Origin of the sequence: Streptococcus sp. HMSC062B01, assembly GCF_001811085.1 — a bacterium.
Lineage (GTDB): Bacteria > Bacillota > Bacilli > Lactobacillales > Streptococcaceae > Streptococcus > Streptococcus gordonii.
On the sequence record NZ_KZ672764.1, the window covers coordinates 2,546 to 24,515 of the forward strand.

At 39.3% G+C, this 21,970-nt stretch carries 19 protein-coding genes and 1 pseudogene; 3 read left to right on the forward strand and 17 right to left on the reverse strand.

The window, feature by feature from the left end; all coding sequences use genetic code 11:
- The 3 genes and pseudogenes from HMPREF2780_RS00205 to HMPREF2780_RS00215 form a co-directional block, all read right to left on the reverse strand.
- A pseudogene (locus tag HMPREF2780_RS00205) lies at positions 1 to 2,772 on the reverse strand (accessory Sec-dependent serine-rich glycoprotein adhesin); the annotation flags it as partial.
- Between the two features lie 241 nt (positions 2,773 to 3,013).
- Complete coding sequence (locus HMPREF2780_RS00210) at positions 3,014 to 3,544, reverse strand: ECF transporter S component (RefSeq protein WP_105025947.1); 531 nt, start codon at positions 3,542 to 3,544, stop codon at positions 3,014 to 3,016.
- Positions 3,534 to 4,397 carry a pyridoxamine kinase gene (locus HMPREF2780_RS00215; RefSeq protein WP_105025957.1) on the reverse strand — a complete coding sequence of 288 codons (864 nt, stop codon included), beginning with the start codon at positions 4,395 to 4,397 and terminating at the stop codon, positions 3,534 to 3,536. Before HMPREF2780_RS00215 ends, HMPREF2780_RS00210 begins: the two co-directional genes overlap by 11 nt.
- 55 nt (positions 4,398 to 4,452) lie before the next feature.
- Here HMPREF2780_RS00215 and HMPREF2780_RS00220 point away from each other — a divergent pair, with 55 nt between their 5' ends.
- Positions 4,453 to 5,778 (forward strand): aminotransferase-like domain-containing protein, encoded by a 1,326-nt coding sequence (locus HMPREF2780_RS00220; RefSeq protein ID WP_199774035.1) that lies wholly within the window; start codon positions 4,453 to 4,455, stop codon positions 5,776 to 5,778.
- A 12-nt stretch (positions 5,779 to 5,790) separates the two neighbouring features.
- Here the strand turns inward: HMPREF2780_RS00220 and HMPREF2780_RS00225 are convergent, their stop codons facing one another.
- The 12 genes from HMPREF2780_RS00225 to udk form a co-directional block, all read right to left on the reverse strand.
- A complete protein-coding gene (locus HMPREF2780_RS00225) occupies positions 5,791 to 7,533 on the reverse strand; it encodes an ABC transporter ATP-binding protein (RefSeq protein WP_105025949.1) in 1,743 nt (580 codons plus the stop codon).
- Between the two features lies 1 nt (position 7,534).
- On the reverse strand, positions 7,535 to 9,274 hold the full coding sequence (locus HMPREF2780_RS00230; protein ID WP_105025950.1) for an ABC transporter ATP-binding protein: 1,740 nt from the start codon (positions 9,272 to 9,274) through the stop codon (positions 7,535 to 7,537).
- A gap of 90 nt (positions 9,275 to 9,364) precedes the next feature.
- Positions 9,365 to 10,036, reverse strand: coding sequence for an MmcQ/YjbR family DNA-binding protein (locus HMPREF2780_RS00235; RefSeq protein ID WP_061601813.1), 672 nt, complete (start codon positions 10,034 to 10,036; stop codon positions 9,365 to 9,367).
- 44 nt (positions 10,037 to 10,080) lie between these two features.
- On the reverse strand, positions 10,081 to 10,713 hold the full coding sequence (locus HMPREF2780_RS00240) for a copper homeostasis protein CutC (RefSeq protein WP_061601814.1): 633 nt from the start codon (positions 10,711 to 10,713) through the stop codon (positions 10,081 to 10,083).
- An 80-nt stretch (positions 10,714 to 10,793) separates the two neighbouring features.
- Positions 10,794 to 11,660 carry a GNAT family N-acetyltransferase gene (locus HMPREF2780_RS00245; RefSeq protein WP_061596841.1) on the reverse strand — a complete coding sequence of 289 codons (867 nt, stop codon included), beginning with the start codon at positions 11,658 to 11,660 and terminating at the stop codon, positions 10,794 to 10,796.
- Positions 11,661 to 11,671: 11 nt separating this feature from the next.
- Complete coding sequence (locus HMPREF2780_RS00250; protein WP_048779285.1) at positions 11,672 to 12,286, reverse strand: hypothetical protein; 615 nt, start codon at positions 12,284 to 12,286, stop codon at positions 11,672 to 11,674.
- 185 nt (positions 12,287 to 12,471) lie between these two features.
- Positions 12,472 to 13,383, reverse strand: coding sequence for a DNA-binding protein WhiA (whiA, locus tag HMPREF2780_RS00255; protein ID WP_048779287.1), 912 nt, complete (start codon positions 13,381 to 13,383; stop codon positions 12,472 to 12,474).
- Complete coding sequence (locus tag HMPREF2780_RS00260) at positions 13,380 to 14,354, reverse strand: YvcK family protein (RefSeq protein ID WP_008808851.1); 975 nt, start codon at positions 14,352 to 14,354, stop codon at positions 13,380 to 13,382. Before HMPREF2780_RS00260 ends, whiA begins: the two co-directional genes overlap by 4 nt.
- Positions 14,351 to 15,241, reverse strand: a complete 891-nt coding sequence (gene rapZ / locus HMPREF2780_RS00265) for an RNase adapter RapZ (RefSeq protein WP_046165717.1) — start codon at positions 15,239 to 15,241, stop codon at positions 14,351 to 14,353. Before rapZ ends, HMPREF2780_RS00260 begins: the two co-directional genes overlap by 4 nt.
- A 24-nt stretch (positions 15,242 to 15,265) precedes the next feature.
- A complete protein-coding gene (locus tag HMPREF2780_RS00270) occupies positions 15,266 to 15,646 on the reverse strand; it encodes a RidA family protein (protein WP_008808853.1) in 381 nt (126 codons plus the stop codon).
- Between the two features lie 218 nt (positions 15,647 to 15,864).
- A complete protein-coding gene (locus HMPREF2780_RS00275; RefSeq protein WP_096755295.1) occupies positions 15,865 to 16,536 on the reverse strand; it encodes a YoaK family protein in 672 nt (223 codons plus the stop codon).
- A 41-nt stretch (positions 16,537 to 16,577) separates the two neighbouring features.
- Positions 16,578 to 17,210 carry a uridine kinase gene (gene udk / locus HMPREF2780_RS00280; protein WP_008808855.1) on the reverse strand — a complete coding sequence of 211 codons (633 nt, stop codon included), beginning with the start codon at positions 17,208 to 17,210 and terminating at the stop codon, positions 16,578 to 16,580.
- Between the two features lie 102 nt (positions 17,211 to 17,312).
- Between udk and HMPREF2780_RS00285 the strand changes: the two genes are divergently transcribed.
- Entirely contained in the window at positions 17,313 to 18,293 is a 981-nt protein-coding gene (locus tag HMPREF2780_RS00285; RefSeq protein WP_105025951.1) for a Gfo/Idh/MocA family protein, read from the forward strand.
- A complete protein-coding gene (locus HMPREF2780_RS00290) occupies positions 18,283 to 19,374 on the forward strand; it encodes a DEAD/DEAH box helicase (RefSeq protein WP_199774036.1) in 1,092 nt (363 codons plus the stop codon). The genes HMPREF2780_RS00285 and HMPREF2780_RS00290 overlap by 11 nt, the downstream gene beginning before the upstream one ends.
- Before the next feature lie 93 nt (positions 19,375 to 19,467).
- On the opposite strand, the gene HMPREF2780_RS00295 is transcribed toward HMPREF2780_RS00290, so the two are convergent.
- A complete protein-coding gene (locus tag HMPREF2780_RS00295; protein WP_105025953.1) occupies positions 19,468 to 20,865 on the reverse strand; it encodes a polysaccharide deacetylase family protein in 1,398 nt (465 codons plus the stop codon).
- Positions 20,866 to 21,030: 165 nt separating this feature from the next.
- Complete coding sequence (locus HMPREF2780_RS00300) at positions 21,031 to 21,963, reverse strand: alpha/beta fold hydrolase (RefSeq protein WP_060553721.1); 933 nt, start codon at positions 21,961 to 21,963, stop codon at positions 21,031 to 21,033.
- Between the last annotated feature and the right edge of the window lie 7 nt (positions 21,964 to 21,970).

Genomic DNA, 21,970 nt, shown 5'->3' on the forward strand with positions numbered 1-21,970 from the left:
GATTCGCTCGCACTTACTGAAGCGCTTGTGGACGTGGACGTACTTGCTGAAACAGATGCACTCGTTGACGCTGATTCACTCGCACTTACTGAGGCACTCGTCGATGCTGACTCGCTAGCACTTACAGACGCACTCGTAGACGCGGATTCGCTCGCACTTACAGATGCACTGGTCGATGCGGATTCACTGGCACTGACAGACGCGCTCGTCGATGCGGACTCACTCGCACTTACTGACGCACTCGTGGAGGCCGATTCGCTCGCTGATACAGATGCACTGGTTGAAGCTGATTCGCTTGCTGATACAGATGCGCTCGTTGACGCGGATTCGCTCGCACTTACTGACGCGCTCGTTGAGGCAGACTCACTCGCTGATACTGAGGCACTCGTTGAAGCTGATTCGCTCGCACTTACTGAGGCACTCGTTGAGGCGGACGTACTTGCTGAAACAGATGCACTCGTAGACGCGGATTCGCTGGCAGAAAAAGATGCACTGGTTGAGGCTGACTCGCTGGCTGATACAGATGCACTGGTCGATGCGGACTCACTCGCACTTACTGACGCGCTGGTTGAAGCGGACTCACTAGCACTTACCGATGCGCTTGTTGAAGCTGACTCACTCGCACTTACTGACGCGCTCGTCGACGCGGACGTACTTGCAGATACAGATACACTCGTTGAAGCGGACTCACTCGCAGAAACAGACGCACTCGTTGACGCTGATTCGCTCGCACTTACAGACGTACTCGTTGATGCGGACCCACTTGCCGATACAGATGCACTGGTCGATGTGGACTCACTGGCAGAGACTGAGGCGCTAGTAGAGGCAGATGTACTTGCTGATACAGATGCGCTTGAGCTAATGTAATTTAATTTTGAGGTCACTAAACTTGCTGAAGCGCTCTCACTTTTGGAAAGAGAAACACTGATAGAATTGGAAGTGCTCTGAGATTTAGATATACTTCCAGCTCTTGTATCAATAAATTCACTTCCGTCAATAATGTCTTTTCTACCATCTCTATAAGTGATAGTCGTTGTACCATTGTTTGAGACAGTAATACCAGTGACGTAATTGGAATTTAGAACATCTTGAGCTCTTAAATCGGGATTGCTCTTCTTGACAGCTTCACGAACTAAATTTTTTTCTACTTCTGTTAATTGATTTGGATTATTGACAAATACGGTATTTTCGGGTGTTTTAATTCTAAATCGAATAATCAGTTTAAACTGACCATTTACCGATGTCTTGGCAACAGCAGCATTTCCCATTTCTGTTTGTGTTGCATTTACATTTCCCGCGGCATCCGTAGCTACAACATAACGAGTGTAATCACCAATTGTTGTGTCTATTGGAACATTACCAAAAATTCTAACTTTTAACTGATTCCCTACTTGAGTCACAGAATACTGCAACCATTCAGTGCCTCTACCAGGTTGGTTATTATATAACCAGCGAACAACCGTTTTAGCCAAATCAAAAGCATTTGAATTATCTGTTACTGTCGCAAAATATTCAAATGACTCACCACGATAAACAGTAATTTCACTTGGAACATCAACAACTGGTCTTTCTGTGTCCTTTTCAACAATCGTTGTGTTATATCCTGCTTTATCCCAACTTCCATTTGTCGTAGCAGCAACTTGTTCAAACTCAAGCGGTAGGTTTGTATTGGTAATTTTTTTTATCACTTGTTACTAAGCGGAGTCCAAGTTTGACTTCCCCACCGGTATCGTTTACTTGAGTAGTGATTCTGAGAACATTATTGTTAACAGATTCACCAGTATACAGATTCCAAGCGCCGCCTGAATTGTAGACTCCACCATTTGCAGCATTTTTACCGTTTATCGTTACTGTACGAGTTTCCTGATTACCACTGATAGATACTAGTGCGCCAAGATTAGACTTCACTTGTCTTGGTGTTAGGTTAATCGTCCAAGTCAAAAGTCTGCTAGTGTCATCAAAACTTGTTGTGACACTTTGAATCATGTCCCCTTTTACATCGTGATACTCAACGTTAGGAGCACTTTCAGTAACAGCTCGACGCGTTCTTCTCCGCCCTGTTTGACTAGAAGCTTCTGTCGACTGTTGGCTACTTTCGGATCTAGTACTCTCTGATGTAGAGGTGGTAGATCTCTGACTGGCTGAGACTGACTGAGAAGCACTAGCTGACGTACTTGTACTTGCACTCACAGAATCAGACGTACTTGAGGACACTGAAAGAGACTCAGAGGCACTTACAGATTCTGAGCTAGACAGTGATAGACTTGAACTTGATGATAATGATGCTGATACTGAAAACGACTCTGATATAGATAAACTAGTTGAAACTGAAGAGCTAGCTGAAGTGCTTTGACTTGCTGACAAAGTATCTGATAAGGATTCCACTGGATTAGCTTCTGTAGATGACAAAGTAGTTACAGCTTCTTCGCTTAAAACTGCTTCTCCCCTAGTTGCTAAAACATCCCTCGTATCAATCACTTTTTCAAGGGCCTGTTCTTCTTCAGCATAAACAGAAGAGCTTGTTACAACCGCTCCACCAAGCACTGCTCCTGTCGCTATAATTCCTTTCAGGTAATTCAGTCCACTTTTTTCTACAGACTGCTCCTCCACTACCTTCACTTCTGTGGAAGAAAGATCAGAACCCTTCATTAATCTTAAAAGGCCGAACTGTGATGTAGCCGCACGAAGCCAGTGTTTCCCAGACTTAATCAGTTTAAAACGCGTAACACGTTCAACTTCGTGGTATTGACCCTTTTGACGTTTAAAAAACATGTAATCCCCTCTACTTAATTTAATATCCCAAAAAATTAGTATTTAAAAAAGTATCGTATCTATAGTATCATATTTTCAGTGGAAATAACGGCTTTTCAAGCATTTTTTACGAAAAAAAATTGATTATTTTTAAATCCTCAAATACTAAAAAAGACGAGTTTATAAACCGCCTTTAAATATGCATTTTTTTATTGCTGATTCTTTCTATTCAAAGTATTTAAACTATGTTTGATATTTAAAATTATTTTCTAATTGTTTCACTAATTTTCTTAAATATTGGATAAAGGATAGGAACAGCTATAACTGTAGCCAAGCTTGAACCAAAAGTTCCAACTATCTTAACAAGAGCTAAATTTAAGGAAGCACCTAAAGTGAGGTTGCCGAGCATTCCAATCAAAGTATATTTGAATAGATTTAATACTATTTTGGTCAAAGCAGCTACAAAACCAACAATCACTAACCTTTCTCTATTCTCTGGCATTGCTTCATAAACAAAATGAACAACAAGAATAACAACTAATGCTTCCAAGATTGTAATCCAAACTACTGAAGCATAGCCGTTTAATATATCAAAGACTCCTAGACCAACGGTTGCAACCAAAGCACCTTTTCTTGCTCCGTAAATGAGAGTAGCTACCACAACCAGAGCATTTCCAAAATGAATAAATTGAGGACCAACAGGAATTCTGAAAAACTGAATGCTAAGTGCAATTAGGGCCGAAAAAAGACTCAATTCGACTATTTCACGGGTAGTAAGTTTATTATTTGTCATTAGAAACCTCCAATAATCTTTTAAATTCTATAAATAAATCTCCCAAATGGGGCTGGTAATATACTCCATAACGAAGATCAAAGTGGCAATCCAGTGTCGTCGCTAGACTTTTCTCTATGAAGTTGATAAAAACCGGAAGACACTTTTGCAGGTCAAGCCCCTGTACAAATGCAGCCGCTACCAAGCCAGTCAACATATCCCCTGTTCCAAAGAATTGTTGCTCAAATCTCTTACCTTTATACAAACTAAAGACGCCTTCTGCTTTGTCGAAATAAGCAACACCTATCTGATCGTGACTCAGTGGAAGACCGGTCAATAGAATTTTCTTTGCACCTAATTCACTCAGACGCTGAGCAAGATCTTTTAAAAATTGCTCTGTCAAATCATTATCTTGATAAGGCAAATCAGCAAGAAAACAAGCTTCTGTTAAATTGGGCAAAATCAAATCTGCTTTTTGACAGAGAGTACGCATGCTAGAAATATAATGATCATCAAAGCCTTTGTATAGCTCACCATTGTCACCCATTATAGGGTCTACAATCAAGGGGAGGTTCTCATGCTCCAGAAAATCTATAAGAGACGTTATTTGCTGACTTGATTTAAGATAGCCAGTTACTAATGCAGAAAAGCCGATCTCTAAGCTCTGCCATTGCTTTAAAAATGCCTGCATCCCAATGGTGTAGTCATCAATGTAAACATTAGGAAAACCACCAGTGTGAGATGATAGAAGAACTGTGGGAAGAACAGAGACTTCCAACTGACATACGGCAAACAACGGCAGGGCTGCTGTCACAGCAACTTTCCCTAAGCCAGAAATATCACTAGCTAAAATAATTCTCTTTGGCTTTGTCATGATCATTCCATTCGTCCCTCTCCGTTTCTACTTTTTTATTGTAAAACACTTTAAAATAAGTTACAATATGAAAAAATCCAATCTGTATGGGGACAGTTGTATGTTGAAGCCTAAATATCAAGAAATTTCAGATCATCTGATTGAACAAATCAAAAATGGCCAGCTTAATAAAGGAGATAAGCTTCCCTCTATTCGACTTTTGTCTAAAAGTTACCATTGTAGCAAGGATACCGTTCAAAAAGCCCTTCTAGATCTGAGTTATCAGAAGTACATCTATGCCGTTCCCAAAAGTGGTTATTATGTATTAGAGCAAGCTCAAGAAGAAAATAATGATCTAGAGCTCCCCTTAAGAAATGACCGCCATCAAGTCTATGAAGATTTTCGCATCTGCCTCAATGAAACCTTGATTGGGCGTGAGAATTACCTTTTTAACTATTATTCTCAACAAGAAGGGCTAGAAGATTTGAGACAATCTGTCAAAAATCTACTGCTAGAATCAGCTATTTACCCAACCCTAGACAAGATAGCTTTGACATCTGGTACCCAGCAAGCACTCTATATTCTATCTCAAATAGACTTCCCTAATCACGGCGATACTATTTTAGTAGAACAACCAACTTATCACAGAATAAATGATTTGCTCAAGGTTCAAAATTTGAAATATAAGACCATAGAACGAAGTCCAAAAGGAATTGACTTACTGGAATTGGAAAATATCTTTCGTTCAGGAAACATCAAGTTTTTCTACACCATTCCTCGCTTTCACTATCCCTTAGGCCACACTTACAGTCGTCAGGAGAAGGAAGAAATTCTCCGTCTAGCTAAGCTTTATCAGGTCTTTCTTATTGAGGATGATTACCTAGCTGATTTTGACAATAAGTCAGAACTAAGTTTTCATTATCTAGATGATAGCGACTCAGTTATTTATATCAAATCTTTTTCAACCAGTCTTTTCCCTGCTCTTCGAATCACAGCTTTGCTATTGCCTGATAGCGTCAAGAAGCCATTCATCGCTTTCAAAAGCATTTTGGACTATGATAGCAATCTTATCATGCAAAAGGCTCTCTCCCTTTATATCGATAATCAAATGTTTCAAAAAAACAGACTGGCGCTACTGCGTTTACAGGAGGAAGAAAAAGAAAATGCCCAACATTTACTTGAAAAAGCTGGTTTTGGACTACCTTACCTACTGACACCAGGAGGTATTTTATTAGATCTAAAAACACTAACATCCATAAGCTCTCTTAAACATAGTGGTCTCCCGCTTGACTTCTTTGAGTCTGCTTATATTGATCCTTGCCCTTATCGCTATGTCAAAATTCGATACCAAGACCTAGAAGCCTCTATAGAGGGACTAAAAAAATATGTAAAAAAGGCTTAGGAAAATTCATTCCTAAGCTTTTTCCAGCATTCCTGCCTGAAGTTGATACATTTTCTTGTAGGTGCCATTTTGAGCTAAGAGCTCTTCGTGACTGCCAGATTCGATGATCTGGCCCTTATCTAGCACATAGATACAATTGGCATCCTGAATGGTAGAGAGGCGATGGGCGATGGCAATTGTCGTTCTGCCTTGTCGCATTTTTTTCAGTGAGGCTTGAATCAACTCCTCTGTCTCTGAGTCAATATTGGCAGTAGCCTCGTCTAAAATCAAAATCTTAGGCTTGGTCGCTACTGTCCTAGCAAAGGCTAAGAGCTGGCGCTGACCACTAGAAAATGCAGCTCCTCGCTCTGTTACTGGTGCATCATAAGTCAATGGCAGTTGATGAATAAAGTCATGAGCATCAACAAACTTAGCAGCCTCTTCAATGTCCTGTTGACTAAGTCCTTCTTGGTACATCTTGATATTGCTAGCAACTGTCCCATGGTAAAGGAAGGGATCCTGAAGGACCAGTCCAATATGTCTCCTAAGCTCTGATTGACTATAGTCTTTTATATCGTGTCCGTCAATCAGTATTTGTCCTCTTTCAAACTCATAAAAGCGTAAAAAGAGGTTGATGATGGATGATTTTCCCGATCCAGTAGATCCAACAAAAGCGATCGTTTCACCTTGCTTGACCTTGAAAGAAATATGTTTCAAAATATCTCTTTTACCGTCATAAGAAAAACTAACATCTCTGAATTCTATATCACCTTTTTGGATTTTCAAGTCTTTATTTTTTTGGATTGGTTCATAGTCTCTCCTATCAATGACTTCAAAGACACGCTCAGCAGAGATCATAGAAGTCTGAAGAACTGAGTAGTTTTGCATGACTTCAATCAAAGGATTAAAGAGTTGGTTGGCATACTGGATAAAGGCATACATAATCCCTGCTGTAATCCCAGCAGTTTGCCAAGTCAGACCGAAATAGGTTAGAATAACGCCGTAAGCCAGAATTTTCAAAAGAGACATAGCTGGACGTAAAAGCAGACTGTTGACATCCAGATAGCGATTAGTGTAGTTTAGATGCTCCTGATTGATTGCTTCAAATTCATCAATCAAGCGCTTTTCCTGACCAAAGGCTTGGACGATTCTCATTCCTTCAATAGTCTCAGAAAGTTTTACGTTTAAATCACTCAACTTACTACGGACTTGCTTGAGCAAGCCAGTAGATAGTTTTTGATAAAGCAAGATTGAGGCCAGCATGATTGGTAAAAATAAAAGGATTAAAAGAGCCAGGCGCCAGTCCAGAGCAAACATAGTTGCGGCAGTTACCACTAAAATGAAGATTGAGCTTAAAAAACTTGAAAAAATACTGCTGAACATATCCGCTACTGCTTGAGTATCATTGGTCAGACGAGAAACGATGGCTCCAGCAGGTGTTTGGTCAAAATAAGCCATTCGTAGCTTTTGAATATTAGCAAAGGCTTCTTGACGTAAGTCGCGTACAATACTGTGGGCTACTTTAGCAAATGAATACTGCCCTAAAAAAGTCAAAAGCACGCGCAATATAAACAAGCCATAGTAAATAGCCAAGAGATAAAAACCAGCAGCGGCTTTCCCCAAACTAATGAACTGGTCAATATAAGTTCTAGCCAAAAGTGGTAGAGCAGTTGTAACTAAAGTGGTTAGAAAAACAAAAGCAAATGCTGAAAGTGTGAGCCATTTATATACAAGCATATAGCTTAGAAGTCGTTGAAAAGTTGATTTTTTTTTCATATTAGACCTCCTCTAAGCTTTCAGCCAATTGTTGATTTTGATAAGTGGTGGCATACCAGCCGTCTTGTGTCAGAAGTTCCTGATGACTACCACTCTCAATAATCCGTCCCTGATCTAAAACTAGGATCAAGTCTGCATGCACTACTGCTGATAAGCGATGGGCAGTGATCAAAGTAGTCTTACCAGATCGCTCCCTCTTGAGATTATCTAAAATCAAGTGCTCGGTCTTGGCATCAACAGCAGATAAAGAATCATCCAAGATTAAGATATCGGGATTAAGAATCAAAGCACGACACATGGCCAAGCGTTGCTTTTGTCCACCAGATAAGGATACACCACGCTCCCCAACCAAAGTATCAAATCTATCGGGCATTTGCATGATGTCTTCATAAATTCCGCAAAGTTTAGTAACAGCGATAACGTCCTCATCAGAAAGACTTGGATTTCCAAAGCGGATATTATCTCGAATCGATGTAGCAAACAAGATTTGATCTTGAGGAACATAACCAATCAAGCTCCGCAAAGCAGAAAGGCTGTAATCTCTTATGTCATGTCCAGCTAGGCAAATATTCCCATCTTGTATATCTTGTTCTCGAAGCAAAAGTCGAAGCAAGGTCGTCTTACCAGAGCCCGTGACACCAACAATACCTAAGGTCTGCCCCTGCTCAATTGAAAAATGAATATCCCTGAGGGTTGGTCGATCATCATATGCAAATTCTTGAATAGAATAATCCAGACGACCATTTTTAATGTCCTTAATGGGCGAATCTACTTCTGTCACATCACTTTCTTGGGCTAGCAAGCTTTCAATTCGCTCATAAGACACAGTTCCTCGCTGGCTGATATTGAAGAGATAGCCCATAGCTTGAAGGGGCCAGACTAACATATCCAGATAAGTAATAAAAGTGACCAACTCTCCCACCGTCAACTGACCTTGACTGATGAAAAGGCCACCAAAAATCAAGGTTAAAAGATAGGACAGGCCGACAAAAATCAAAACCATAGGATCAAAAAGAGCATTGTACTTTGCTGCAAGGATATTTTTCTCAAAAACATCTTGGTTGATCCTAGCAAAAGTAGCTGTCTCTGCATCTTGATAACCAAAAGACTTGGTCACTTTGATACCTGAGACACTTTCTTGAACCTTATTGTTCAAATCAGAAAAGGCTTCTTGGGCAGCCTTAAAACTTTCATGGTTTTTCCGACCGATAAGACTGGTCCCCCAGGCCATAAAAGGCAAGGGTAAAATAGCAATCAGAGTCAGCCTCCAGTCCAAGACAAAAAACATGGTAAGAACAGTCACTAGAGCTGTGATTGAAGCGTCTACTGCTGACATGACTCCTCCACCAGCAACCCCAACAACAGCATTGATATCATTGGTAGCATGAGCCATCAAATCACCTGTCCGATAAGTTTGATAAAAGGAAGGAGACATATGAGTAAAATGCTCAAAGAGACGGTATCGTAAGATTCTACCCAGACGATTGGCTGTCCCCAAAATATACTTACGCCAGACAAAACGCAAAGCATACATGGCCAAGGCTGACAAAACCAAAATAAAAAGTTGATAGGCTAATTCCAGATTCGTCAAATCTTTACTGGCAATCTGGTCAATCACTTCTCCAATCACACGAGGTGGAAGCAAGTTTAAAAGGCTGACCAAAGACAAGGCTAAAATACCAGTAATATAGGGCCACTTTTCTAATTTAAAAAACCAAGATAATTTCTTTAATAACTTCATACTTATCCTTATTTCTAATCTTCAAATACTATTCATTATACACTCATTTTTTGATTATTGACAGCGAAAAAGGCTGGAAAACTCAGCCTCTTATTTTTTCTTTGTTAAAAGAAAGCTCTCTTCTAAAAGAGAGAATAATTCTTGATCCGTTAGAGTATCGTCTAGCGGGAGACTCAGCCAATATTTTTTATTCATATGAAAGGCTGGGTAGATTCCTTTTTCTTGGACTCGTTCTGAGACCTGATTGTTCTTGACATTAAGAACCTCAATTGCTCCGCTTCGTCCTGAATCAAACTTAGACCAGTCAGTCGTTAGAAAGGCTCCATACCACTTCTTTGTACCTTCATGGCGAAATACAGCTGCCTGGGTAGAACTTTTTCTTGAAGACTTAGCCCAAAGGTACTCTAAACTTCCCTGATAACGCTCAGAAACGTGAGCTACCAAGCGCTGACTTTGTTCATAAAGGAAACCAATTTCATCAAAACAATGGCGACGAATATCTAAGAGAAGGTCCAAACAAGCTTGACGCACCTGGCCGACAAACTCGCCTGTCATAGATTCCATGTGAACCTGCCTATACTCATCCCCTGTCTCACAATCAAACAGCTGAAAACTGACACTACTATCTTCAACATTGATCACCATCTGAAAATCTCCAGACATGACTTTTCTTGATATCTGATAGATGCCTTCCTTTTCTAAAAAACCATACTTAACTAGCTTATCATAGTTAGCTTTATACTTTTCGAATAGTTCAAACATGTCTATAAAAAGGAAAGGGAGCCACAGCTCCTCTCCTTATCCTCCTAAAATACTACCTTGGTTCCATGTAGCTGATCCAGACCTAACTCAGCAACGATTTCATCGCGATTTTGAGTCGTAATACCACCGCCAGGCAGGATTTGAATTCGCTTGTCTGCATAGGCCACCAACTCTTTTAGCCAAGCAAAGTGTTCTTGAATCGTCTCTGTAGCTGGACCTCCATGAGTCAGAATGCGCTTAACACCATGCTCAGCCAACCAATCCAAGTCCTCGAATTGCTTATCTCTTGGAATAGAATCAAAAGCCATGTGAAAGACTACTTCTAAACCTTGTGACACAGCTAGCAAAGACTCAAGATTCTCTGTGTCTAGTTCATTCTCCCTTGTCAGTAGGCCATATACGACACCCTGACTTCCAGCTTCACGCGCCTTTTTAATATCTTCGATCATGATTGCTACTTCAAGGTCAGTATATACAAAATCACCACCTCTAGGACGAATCATGGTCATTATAGTGGTATCATAAGACTTAGCCAAGTCCACTGCAGCACGAATGACTCCATAACTTGGCGTGGTTCCTCCGACACTTAAATTGTCACAGAGTTCAACACGACGAGCTCCTGCTTGCATTGCTTTTTCAAGCAAGGTTACATTTTCAGCACAAAATTCGTATAGCATCTGCTACTCCTTTGATTTATTATGATATTATTCTAATTCTTTCTTGTTTATTATATCACAACTAGTGAAAAAAAGACGAATTAGCTGTCCATCCCATTCATACTTTCAAAGGAATTTTTACACCAGTCAAGCCATTCTGTTTGGTAGGCTTCCTCAGATAAGATACGGTCCTTCAAGTCAGCTATTGACAAGATCTTCTTTTCCTTACAGAGTCTAATACAATTGGAATAAAATTTTAAATTTATGTCGTCTCTGTCAAAATATATCGGTATTTCTGACCATCCTCTAAGATATGCAGTGAAAGCTCTGCTATGACCATCTGTCAGGAACCATTTCCCCTCCAATCTTTTTACTGGCAAAGGTTTTAATTCTTCTTGGTCAAACCATGTCGCAATTTCTTCTAGCTTTTTTTCTGAAAGGAAAAATTGGCTAGGCTGAATTTCAGAAAAAGGTAAAACTAAATCTAAAACATAACGATGTCCCAGATCCGTTTCTTCATAAGGATAAAAACCGAATGAAGTAAATAGTTTTTTAGAAGAGAGATTGAAATCATAAATGTCCTGAACCCGTAACTGACGATAAGACAGAGATCGAGCCCTCTCAATCAATGCTGCGATAACCTCTCGTCCAATACCAATAGATCGATAAGCCTCCACTCCAATAACAATAGGTAAGTCATTCTCTGAAAATGTCACATCACCAATTGGCAACCAGGAACCATCCTGCTTAACTTCAATGAAATATAGTTCTCCTCGCTGACTAAGGACCTCATACATCTTCTTGATCTTTTCTAGTGAATAGCTTTCTTTTTTGCCGTCAACGAAATAGACAAGCTCTGGATCCTGATACCAAGAAAAGGCCACTTGATAGTGGCCATCATAAGCTCGCAAACGCAAGTTGCTATTAATCTGAATAAAATCAGGTTGAGCTGAATTTACTATAGGCATAATCTCTACTCCTATTGACCCAGCAAACCTGACACATTCATTGTCAGCTTAACCTTAGCAGTATCATCCTGTATGTTAAGTCCTGTAATTTTAAACTGAGACTCTGGTAGAGAAACCAAAATTGTTTCTTGTTCCATGGCTAGATTGCTGGACTGGTCTTTCAATCTATTTTGTAAAATCGAAGCTACAATAGCTTTTGGTACTGGTAGATTTCCTAGACGAGAGCTAGCAAGATCAAATCGTAGGGTACGATTTTCGTAGGCCGCGTAGAATCGCAAATCAAGTTTGCTGTCAATCCCAAGGATTTTTATAGGGAGTTGCAATCTTAATTTATCCCCTTCAATGCTGTACGCACTCTCCAATAATTCTTGACTCTGATTATCAGTCAAAAATGGTTTCAGTAACTGATTCAATTGTTTGCTGTTAATCGTAATCTCTGTACTTAGACCATTTGTTCCTACGGTTGCATTCTGAAGTCCAGATTCAACCATACTAGACAAACTAATTGTGCTTTCTACATTCTTTAGCTGATCAGAGGATTGAATTGAGGAAGGTACCAAAATCAGGATCAGGCCAAATAATAAGACAAGAAGACCAACTACAGTACGTTTGATTATTTTTTTCATTTTTATTCCTTTTTGTAACAAGTCAGAAGTCAGATTCTACCTGCTCTAAAATCATAATAGATATATTTTACACTAATTTCCTATTACTTTTGTGACAAAAAGATGACATTCCTATGCGGTAACATGACAAAGCCGAGTTTTCCCTTGATAAAAAAGAAAACTAGAGCCGTTTCTAGTTTTCTTGGTTATAAATCATCTGCAATCTTATTAATTTTCCGAAGGCGGTGATTCACGCCACTTTTGCTCAGAGGTTTACTAAGGCTATCAGCCAACTGCTGGATAGAGTAATCAGGATGATTAACTCTCAGATGTGCTACCTCTTGTAAATCAATTGGCAGACTCTCCAAACCACTCGTCTCCATAATCTTGACAATATTATTGATAGTCTTCATACTGGCTGTCACAGTTCGAGCTATATTGGCAGTCTCTGCATTATTAGCCCTATTGAGGTCATTTCTAGTCTCCCGAAGGATTTTCACAGCTTCAAACTCAGCCATGGCCTCCATTGCTCCAACAACAATCAGAAAATCCATGATATCTTCTGCTCGTTGCAAATAAGTAACAGCACCTTTTTTTCGTTCGATGGTTTTGGCATCTAGTAAGAAACGCTGCATCAAACTAGCAAGTCCTTGGGCATGGTCCAAATAGACAGAAACGATTTCTAGTTGGTATTTACCGGATTCTGGGTCTCGCATACTACCGTTTGATAAGAAAGCCCCCCTAAGATAAGCTCTACTTGCTTCATCATCAGATAGAATAAGAGGATCAATCCCCTCTTGGATTCCAAAGAAAGCATCCGCCAGGTGCAGGTCTGACAAGATATCTTCAACTTTTTCATCTAGAAAAACCGTATAGACACGATTTTTTCGTAAATTAGTTTTCTGGTGATGACGTATGTCAGATTTCACCTGGTAAAAGCTCAAGAGCAACTCATAAATATGACGAGCAATTTTTGCATTCTCAGTAGTAATGGATAGAGTTAATCCTTGACTTGCAATTCCTAAACTACCAGACATCTTCATGATAGCAGCCAATTCACTCTTACTCTTGGTATCTAGTCCCAATAGTTCTTCTTTTACCTTTACCGTAAAGCTCATTTTCGCACCTGAATGTTCTTCATCAATTCTTCCACAACTAAATTACCATCGTGGAAGGCTCCACCATTTTCCAAACGTAAAAAATTAGAAGAAATAACACGGGGAACCTGTTCTTGAAGTCCCTTAAAGTCATGCTCAACTTGCACCAAATACTCATCAAATTTATTACAATTCATATAATCTTTTGGAACATTTTCAATATTCACCAGCACTGTATCAATAAATTTTTGTCCCAAATGACGATGCAAAACTTCCACATGATTGGCATCCGTGAAGTGTTCAGTTTCCCCTCTTTGGGTCATAATATTACAGACATAAGCCACCTGAGCCTTGGTTTCAAGTAGAGCTTGGCCAATCTCTTCAATCACCAAATTTGGCAAAATAGAGGTAAAAAGAGATCCAGGACCAAGTACGACCATATCGCTGTCCAAAATGGTCTGAACAACCTTACGACTGGCTTGGGGCTTTTCATCATCATAAGTATTAGTCACATAGACATGGTCGATCATGCCTTTATAATCGGCAATCCGACTCTCACCTGCCACTTCAACACCATCAGTAAAAACAGCATGAAGGGTTAATGGACTATCGCTGGATGGATAGATTTTTCCCGTTGTATGGAAAAACTTAGTCAGAATTTGCATGGCATTATAGGTTGAGCCCTGCATTTCAGAAATACCAGCAATAATTAAATTTCCTAAAGGATGCCCCGCTAAAGGTCCATCTTGGTCAGCAAAGCGATACTGAAAGACTCGCTCATAAAACTTTGGCATATCAGACAAAGCAACAAGTACATTTCGTAAATCGCCTGGAGGAGTCAGCTGGGTATTTTTTCTTAACTCACCTGAACTCCCCCCATCATCAGCAACCGTTACGATAGCAGAAATATCTACATCCCTTTTTCGTAAACTATCAAGGATAACGGAAATCCCGGTTCCACCACCAATAACAGCTATTTTGGGCTTTCTCATGAGCGATTTACCGTTTCCTTTCTACGGTCTTTGTCACGATGACTACAGTTGACAGGCCAGTTTTTAGCTAAATCGTCTGCCAAACGTTGAGCAAAAGCAACACTTCTATGCTGCCCCCCCGTACAACCAACTGCAATTGTCAAGACTGACTTCCCTTCTTTCTTGTAACCAGGTAAAATCGGTTCAATTAAATTCAGAAGATGTTGATAAAATTCGGATGACTCCTCGTGGTTCATGACATAGTCAAAGACTGGTTTATCCAATCCTGTTTGATTACGTAGTTCTGGCTGATAGTATGGGTTTGGTAAAAAACGAACATCAAAAACCAGATCCGCATCCAAAGGAAGGCCATACTTAAATCCAAAACTCATGACCTCAACACGAAAGGATTGTAGTTGAGACTGGTCAGAAAACTGTTCTGAAATAGTCTTTCGCAATTCACGAGGAGTTAAATCTGTCGTATCAACAACATTTTGACTGAGATTCTTAAGAGGAGCCAACAATTCCCGCTCCAACTTAATTCCGTCTAAAATCCGACCGTCTGCTGCCAATGGATGGCTTCGTCGTGTCTCCTTGTAACGAGCTACTAATTCTTTATCAGCCGCATCTAGAAAGAGAATTTTAAAATCAATTTCTAAATTGTTTTCCACCTGATCTAAAACGTTCTGAATTTCAGCAAAAAATGAACGGCTACGCATATCCACGACAAGAGCTAGTTTGTCAATATCATTAGTTGTTTCTAATAATTGCAGGAACTTGGGTACAAGTGTTGGCGGGATATTATCAATGGTAAAGTAGCCCAAATCTTCGAATGACTGAATGGCTACTGTCTTTCCTGCACCGCTCATTCCCGTAACAATGACTAGTTTCATCTCTTTCTCTGGCATATTCTCTCCCCTCCAGCTAGAGCTTTAATCTAGCTCAGCAATGACTTCAATTTCAATTTTAACATCACGAGGTAAGCGCGCTACTTCTACAGCAGATCGAGCAGGATAGGCGCTTGAAAAGGCTGTTTGATAAACAGCGTTAAAAGCCGCGAAATCATTGATATCACTCAGAAAACAAGTTGCTTTCACGACATGATCAAAATCAGTTCCAGCTTCTGTTAGAATAGCCTTGATATTTGAAAGAACTTGCTCAGTCTGTTCCTCAATCGTGCTACCGACAATCTCACCAGTTTCTGGTGACAAAGGGATCTGGCCACTTGCAAACAAAAGATTGCCAGCTACTCGTCCTTGAACATAGGGACCAATAGCTTTAGGTGCTTTATTTGTATTAATTATCTTAGACATTTTCATTCCTCCTTATTTCCCTATTATTATATCATAAAGAGACTCTCCTAGCTCAATCCTTCTATACCCGCAATTAAAAATCAAGAAAATTCTCTAATCCTTTAAAAATCACTTGGGTATTTATTCTGTAATTTATGACGTCTAGTCGACTTAATAAAATTTCGAAACAAAAAACTGAGACAAGCTGATCTCAGTTTATATTTAATGCTATTTACTTGTTATCTTCTACGCAGATATTGAGTTAATCTAAAGATTAGAAAGGCTGATAAAATCAAACTTACTAACCAAATCGTCCTCAGGTACCAGAATTGGATGAGATAAGTAGACGCGATGGCTCCCGTCACAAAACTAGCTAAAAGAGCCACAAAAAACAAGCCTTCTTCTAAGTAAGGTATTTTCTTTGTTCGAACGTAAGTCCCAAAAACAACCATGGTCTTCTTAAGATTACCTGTCATAAAGGAATTATTATAGGCAATGCCATCTACTTCCCCAAAAGCCGTCGCTACCAAACCCATACAAAAACCAAGAGGAGGCACAATGTAGATATTGGCGAAGTTTCCTGGCAAAAATCCAATTATAGAAGATACTAGAATTAGTGGTACAATGCTAGAAAGTCGCCACCAGGATTTTTCAAAAAGATTTTGAAAAACCGTCATTAAAAAGATCCCTAGCATAAAAGCTAACATCGTAGCCAGTTTTACTTCAATTTCTCTTGCCTCATGATTAATCAATTCAACTGAAAGGAAAACAACATTTCCTGTTTGCCCAGCTACCAAGGTCCCTCCCCTTTCAATGAAGGTATAGGCATCCACAAACCCCGCGCAAAATGTTAACAAACAGGCGAAAAATTTAGATCGGGAATGAAATTCTCTTTTCACAATATTTCTCATTTTATTTAAAAAGTCTAGCTCCTTACTAGACTTCCTCCTCATTAATTTCTAGCTTCTTTTAAGATTTTTTCAATCTTAGTTGTGATCAAATCAATGGCAACTTTGTTTGAAGCTCCCTCAGGAATGATAACATCAGCATAACGCTTAGTCGGCTCAATAAACTGATGATACATGGGTTTCACAACACCCAAATATTGTTCAATAACGCTATCCAGACTACGACCACGTTCTTCCATATCTCGCTTGATCCGGCGAATGATTCGAACATCATCATCTGTGTCAACAAAAATTTTGATATCCATCAAGTCTCGCAAACGCTGATCTTCAAGTACCAAGATCCCTTCTACAATAAATACATCTTTGGGTTCCTGGCGATAGGTTTTACTACTACGTGTATGCTCCGTATAATCGTAGGTTGGGATATCTACTGGACGGCCAGCCAAAAGCTCCTTGATTTGTTCAATCATTAGATCTGTATCGAAAGCAAAAGGATGGTCATAGTTGGTCTTAATCCTTTCCTCAAAAGTCAGATGAGACTGGTCTTTATAGTAAGAATCATGCTCAATCATAGCAATCTTTTCATTTGGGAAATTAGATAAAATTGCTCTGGAGACACTGGTTTTACCACCACCTGATCCACCGGTCACTCCAATAATAATAGGTCTGTTTTGCATTTCTTGCTCCAATATTTTTAATCCTATCTATTTTACACCAAATCATGGTATAATGAAAGGGCTAATCAGTAAAAAATAGAGAGATTTTTAAAGGAGGGAAGCATGTTAAAATTAGGTATTATTGGTACAGGACAGATTTCCCATGAGTTTATCAAGGCTGCTAAACTCAGTGGCCATTATGAGTTACAGGCTGTATATTCGCGGAGCTTAACTTCTGCTCAAGCCTTTGCCCAAGATTACCAAAATGTAGAGCTTTTTTGTGATTTGACTGATTTTTTAAATAGTGCGCTTGACGTAGTCTATATCGCCAGTCCAAATTCCTTACACTTTGAGCAGGCTAAACAAGTTATTTTAGCAGGCAAACACGCGATTATTGAAAAACCAGCTGTGTCGCTGCCTGAAGAATGGCAAGAACTGGTGGCTCTTTCTAAGCAAGAAGAGGTTTATATTTTTGAAGCCGCCCGCAACTATCATGAAAAGGCCTTCGCTACTATTCAAGACTTCCTCAAGGACAAGACTATCTGGGGAGCTCACTTCACCTATGCCAAATATTCTTCTAAGATGCAGGCACTACTTTCAGGTAAGGAGCCTAATGTCTTTTCTGCTAAGTTTTCTGGTGGAGCTTTAATGGACCTAGGTGTCTATCCCGTCTACACTGCTATTAGGCTCTTTGGTTCTCCTCAATCTGCCCGATACAGTGCTTATCAATTGCCTAATTCAGTTGACTTAAATGGAGTGGGATCTTTGATTTATCCTGATTTTCAAGTCGGGATTCAGGCAGGAAAAAATATCAATAGCAATCTACCTGCTGAAATATATACTGATCAAGGAACCCTCACTTTAGACGGGATTGAATTTATCAGCTCTGCTATTTTCCATGGACTAGATGGACAAGAAACCCTTCTTCCCATTCAGCAAGCTTCTCATACCATGCAGGAGGAAGCTAAAGCCTTTGCAACAGTATTACTAAGAAAAGATCGAACAGCTTATGAGGAATGGCTAAAAGCAGCATCTGCCGTTCACCAAACATTGTGGACCATGCGTAAGGATGCTGGCATTAGATTTGAGGTTGATTATGATTAAAAAATATTTTCCTAACTCTTGGCAAGACAAGTTAGAAGACTTAGGATTTTCAGAGCTTACAAGTATACAGGAAGAGATATTTGAGCCAATTTCATCAGGAAAATCTGTTTTAGGGATCAGTCCAACGGGAACTGGCAAAACTCTAGCCTACCTCTTTCCCAGTCTACTTAAGATAACGCCAAAAAAAGCTCAACAGCTCTTGATTTTAGCTCCTAATACTGAGTTGGCTGGACAAATCTTTGAAGTTTGCAAAAGCTGGGCAGACTCACTTGGTTTGAACGCTCAGCTATTCATTTCTGGATCCAGTCAAAAACGCCAGATTGAACGTCTAAAAAAAGGACCTGAAATTATCATTGGTACTCCAGGTCGAATTTTTGAATTGGTCAAGCTGAAAAAAATTAAGATGATGAATATTGATACAATCGTTTTAGATGAATTTGACCAACTGCTCAGCGATTCTCAGTATCATTTTGTTGATAAAATCGTTCGCTATGCACCTCGTGACCACCAGCTGATCTACATGAGCGCCACTGCTAAGTTTGACCACAATAAAATTGCTGAAGATACCCTAAAAATCAGCATTGATAATCAAGTCTTGGACAATATCCAGCATTTTTACATACAAGTTGAAAAACGTGACAAAGTAGAGTTGCTACGCAAACTGTCTAATGTAGAAGAATTTCGTGGGTTGGTTTTCTTCAATTCTCTATCTGATCTGGGTAGTGCTGAGGAAAAACTTCAGTATCGAGAAGCCAATGTTGTTTCACTTGCCAGTGATGTCAATGTTAAGTTCAGAAAAGTGATTCTTAATAAGTTTAAAGACCATCAGATTACTCTCTTGCTGGCCACTGACTTGGTTGCTCGTGGCATTGATATTGACTCCCTAGAATGCGTCGTCAACTATGAACTTCCGCGCGATTTAGAAACCTATACCCATCGCTCTGGCCGAACCGGCCGTATGGGCAAAGAAGGCTATGTCATCACTCTCATCAGCCATCCAGAAGAGCTGAAGACATTGATAAAATACGCTTCTGTTCGCGAAATTGTACTAAAAAATCAAGAACTTTATGTAACGAGTTAAGCTAAAAAAGCTTTGGAAATCTAATGTTTCCAAAGCTTTTTGCTTTTACTCATTACCAACAATGATTTCAAAAATCTAAACCCAAGAACTGTCTTAGTCTCTACCATAATAGATACGATGTGGCTCTAACTGACCCTCTAGCAACTCATCGACTGTCACCAGAGTGTAGCCATTATTTTGCAGATATTGGATGACACTCGGAAGGGCATCAATACTGGTCTGATGTATATCATGCATGAGGATGATAGAGCCTGGTTGGGTCTTGGCAACCTCCTGCATAATGGCTTTAGTATTGCGTGTCTTCCAATCTAGACTATCCACATTCCACATGATAAAGGATTGGTCAATCGCATTTTGAATCGTAGAATTAATTGCTCCATAAGGTGGTCTCGTAATCGTTGGCTTGATTCCTACAACATTATATATAGCCGTCTGGGTATCGAAAATTTCTTTTTTGACTGTTTCCATAGGCAGTTTAGTTAAAACAGGATGATCCCATGTATGTATTCCAATTTGATGGCCTTCATTTTTTACTCTCTTGACAATGTCTGGATTGCTTACTACATTTTGACCTAACATAAAGAAAGTAGCCTTAACACCGTATTTCTTTAGGATATCCAACGCTTGTGGTGTTGTTTTAGCATCCGGTCCGTCATCAAAAGTCAGAGCAACCATTTTTTCATGTCTTTTAGATTCATAATTCTGATATGCTTCCAAGTCTGCTCCTTTAAGAAAAGAAGGGTTGATTTGATTATAAAGGCTGGATAAGGGGACATCTATACTAGTCAAGCCTTGAATTTCCCTAGGTAAGCTAATAGAAAAATGACTATTCTCATACTGGAAATTCCACTGGCTTAAGTCACTCGAGGACAAACTGTTAAGAACTTCTGTCTGAGCCGTCTCATCTATCTGTCTAAAGGTGAGTTGGCTAGATATTTCACTTAGGAGGACTTCTTTTGCAACTTCTGCATCCTGAAAGACCTTATCTAAGGTGAAACGATTGCCATCTGAACCTAGATAGCTCCAAGCTATTTGACGAGTTTCAGCAGGACTAATTTTCCTGTTTTTAGCTTGATAGTCCTTTCGATGAACCAAAACTTCTTTTACATCAGTTAGACTGGTATCTTTTTCTTCTGAATAATAGAAAGTCAATTGATCAATCTTACTATCTTTTTTCTGGTTATTCTTGATGGTTTGACTGTCAGCATCCATCATTTCTTTGACGGTCGTATTGACTTGACCATCTCTCAATGGATAGAAAGTTTCAATATAGTGGCTCCCCTCTTGTCTACTCTTCTTCTCAGTATTTGAAGCGTATTTTTTCTCTTCCTTGGAAATTAAGGCTTCAATCTTCTCCTGGTACTCCTTATCTTGAAAATATGAGTAAATTCTCTTAACTCCAAAAAAGAGGGCAAGAACCACTGTAAAACTAAGTAAGCTAAAGAAAAGCAGTTTCTTTATATTAATTCTTTTTTTATTATGTTTTCTCATAAACCTATCCTATCTCTGTATCTCATTCCTAGAGTGTATTATCTATTATAACCCATCAAGCTACAAATTTATATTAAAATTTTTTTAAATAATAAATATTAGAAAAACAGCAAGTTGTTTAACCTGCTGTTTTTTATTAAATCTCCTAGATATCCTTTTCAGAACTTACTTCAAAAATTTTCTTATTTCCTTAGTAAGCTCATCAGGAATATAACTATGAATATAGTGCGGAACATCAAAACTCTTTAGCTGAACATTTTTATGATCTTTAGCAAAGTCTTTCGACATATCTTGCCAGTCTTTTCTAGCAAAACCTGTCCCTTGACCATTGGATACAAATAGTAAATAAGGAATGGCAGGGACTTTGTCTTGCTTTACAAGTTTTGCATTACTTTTTACTTCTTCTGCTTCCTTTATTACGGCATTAGACAAGGGATATCGATAGAATAAAGCTTTATAAATTGACTTTTCCTTTGGATTCAAAGAACCATTAGACAGGGAACGGATCTCTTTATCGGGAGAATAAAACCAGCGACTCAGGCCCAAGTTAGCAGCAAATTGCAAAGTCTTATATAGAAGCCGATTGGCTCTATACTTATCGAATGCTTGAGGAAGGGACATATCTAAACCAATAATCGCTTCAACTTCCTTAGGGTAAGAAGCAGACCAATGCATAGCTTCTAATCCCGACATAGAATGCGGAAGGAGAACATATGGCCCTTTGACATCAGCCTTCTGTAAAGCTTTCCTTGTTTGACTTAGAATAGTATCCAAATCACGATGATTAGACCAATCATCGCTAAAGCCATATCCAAACTTCTCTACCACAACTACTCGATAGTCCTTTACAAGTTTGGAATACAGGGATTTGAAATCAAGAATAGGTGAACTTGTCCCACTACCCGAGAGAAAGACCAGTGTTTTCGGTCCATTTCCAGCCACATAGACACTCATTCGCTTTCCGTCTACCTCTACTCGCTGACCGATACTAGAGGTGAGGAACTTTTTCTCTTTGTTCAGACTATATTGATGGTATAAAAACGCAAGAACTAGAATGAATAGAAGTAAGCTTGAAAGATATTTTAGAAACTTTAGCATAGAACTC

Excerpts from the sequence above, each read along its gene's own strand:
- HMPREF2780_RS00275 (WP_096755295.1), bottom strand. The coding sequence starts at position 16,536 with ATGAGAAATATTGTGAAAAGAGAATTTCATTCCCGATCTAAATTTTTC.
- HMPREF2780_RS00210 (WP_105025947.1), bottom strand. The coding sequence starts at position 3,544 with ATGACAAATAATAAACTTACTACCCGTGAAATAGTCGAATTGAGTCTT.
- HMPREF2780_RS00300 (WP_060553721.1), bottom strand. The coding sequence starts at position 21,963 with ATGCTAAAGTTTCTAAAATATCTTTCAAGCTTACTTCTATTCATTCTA.
- HMPREF2780_RS00270 (WP_008808853.1), bottom strand. The coding sequence starts at position 15,646 with ATGTCTAAGATAATTAATACAAATAAAGCACCTAAAGCTATTGGTCCC.
- rapZ (WP_046165717.1), bottom strand. The coding sequence starts at position 15,241 with ATGCCAGAGAAAGAGATGAAACTAGTCATTGTTACGGGAATGAGCGGT.
- HMPREF2780_RS00235 (WP_061601813.1), bottom strand. The coding sequence starts at position 10,036 with ATGTTTGAACTATTCGAAAAGTATAAAGCTAACTATGATAAGCTAGTT.
- HMPREF2780_RS00215 (WP_105025957.1), bottom strand. The coding sequence starts at position 4,397 with ATGACAAAGCCAAAGAGAATTATTTTAGCTAGTGATATTTCTGGCTTA.
- whiA (WP_048779287.1), bottom strand. The coding sequence starts at position 13,383 with ATGAGCTTTACGGTAAAGGTAAAAGAAGAACTATTGGGACTAGATACC.
- HMPREF2780_RS00295 (WP_105025953.1), bottom strand. The coding sequence starts at position 20,865 with ATGAGAAAACATAATAAAAAAAGAATTAATATAAAGAAACTGCTTTTC.
- udk (WP_008808855.1), bottom strand. The coding sequence starts at position 17,210 with ATGCAAAACAGACCTATTATTATTGGAGTGACCGGTGGATCAGGTGGT.
- HMPREF2780_RS00245 (WP_061596841.1), bottom strand. The coding sequence starts at position 11,660 with ATGCCTATAGTAAATTCAGCTCAACCTGATTTTATTCAGATTAATAGC.
- HMPREF2780_RS00260 (WP_008808851.1), bottom strand. The coding sequence starts at position 14,354 with ATGAGAAAGCCCAAAATAGCTGTTATTGGTGGTGGAACCGGGATTTCC.
- HMPREF2780_RS00240 (WP_061601814.1), bottom strand. The coding sequence starts at position 10,713 with ATGCTATACGAATTTTGTGCTGAAAATGTAACCTTGCTTGAAAAAGCA.
- HMPREF2780_RS00250 (WP_048779285.1), bottom strand. The coding sequence starts at position 12,286 with ATGAAAAAAATAATCAAACGTACTGTAGTTGGTCTTCTTGTCTTATTA.
- HMPREF2780_RS00225 (WP_105025949.1), bottom strand. The coding sequence starts at position 7,533 with ATGAAAAAAAAATCAACTTTTCAACGACTTCTAAGCTATATGCTTGTA.
- HMPREF2780_RS00230 (WP_105025950.1), bottom strand. The coding sequence starts at position 9,274 with ATGAAGTTATTAAAGAAATTATCTTGGTTTTTTAAATTAGAAAAGTGG.
- HMPREF2780_RS00285 (WP_105025951.1), top strand. The coding sequence starts at position 17,313 with ATGTTAAAATTAGGTATTATTGGTACAGGACAGATTTCCCATGAGTTT.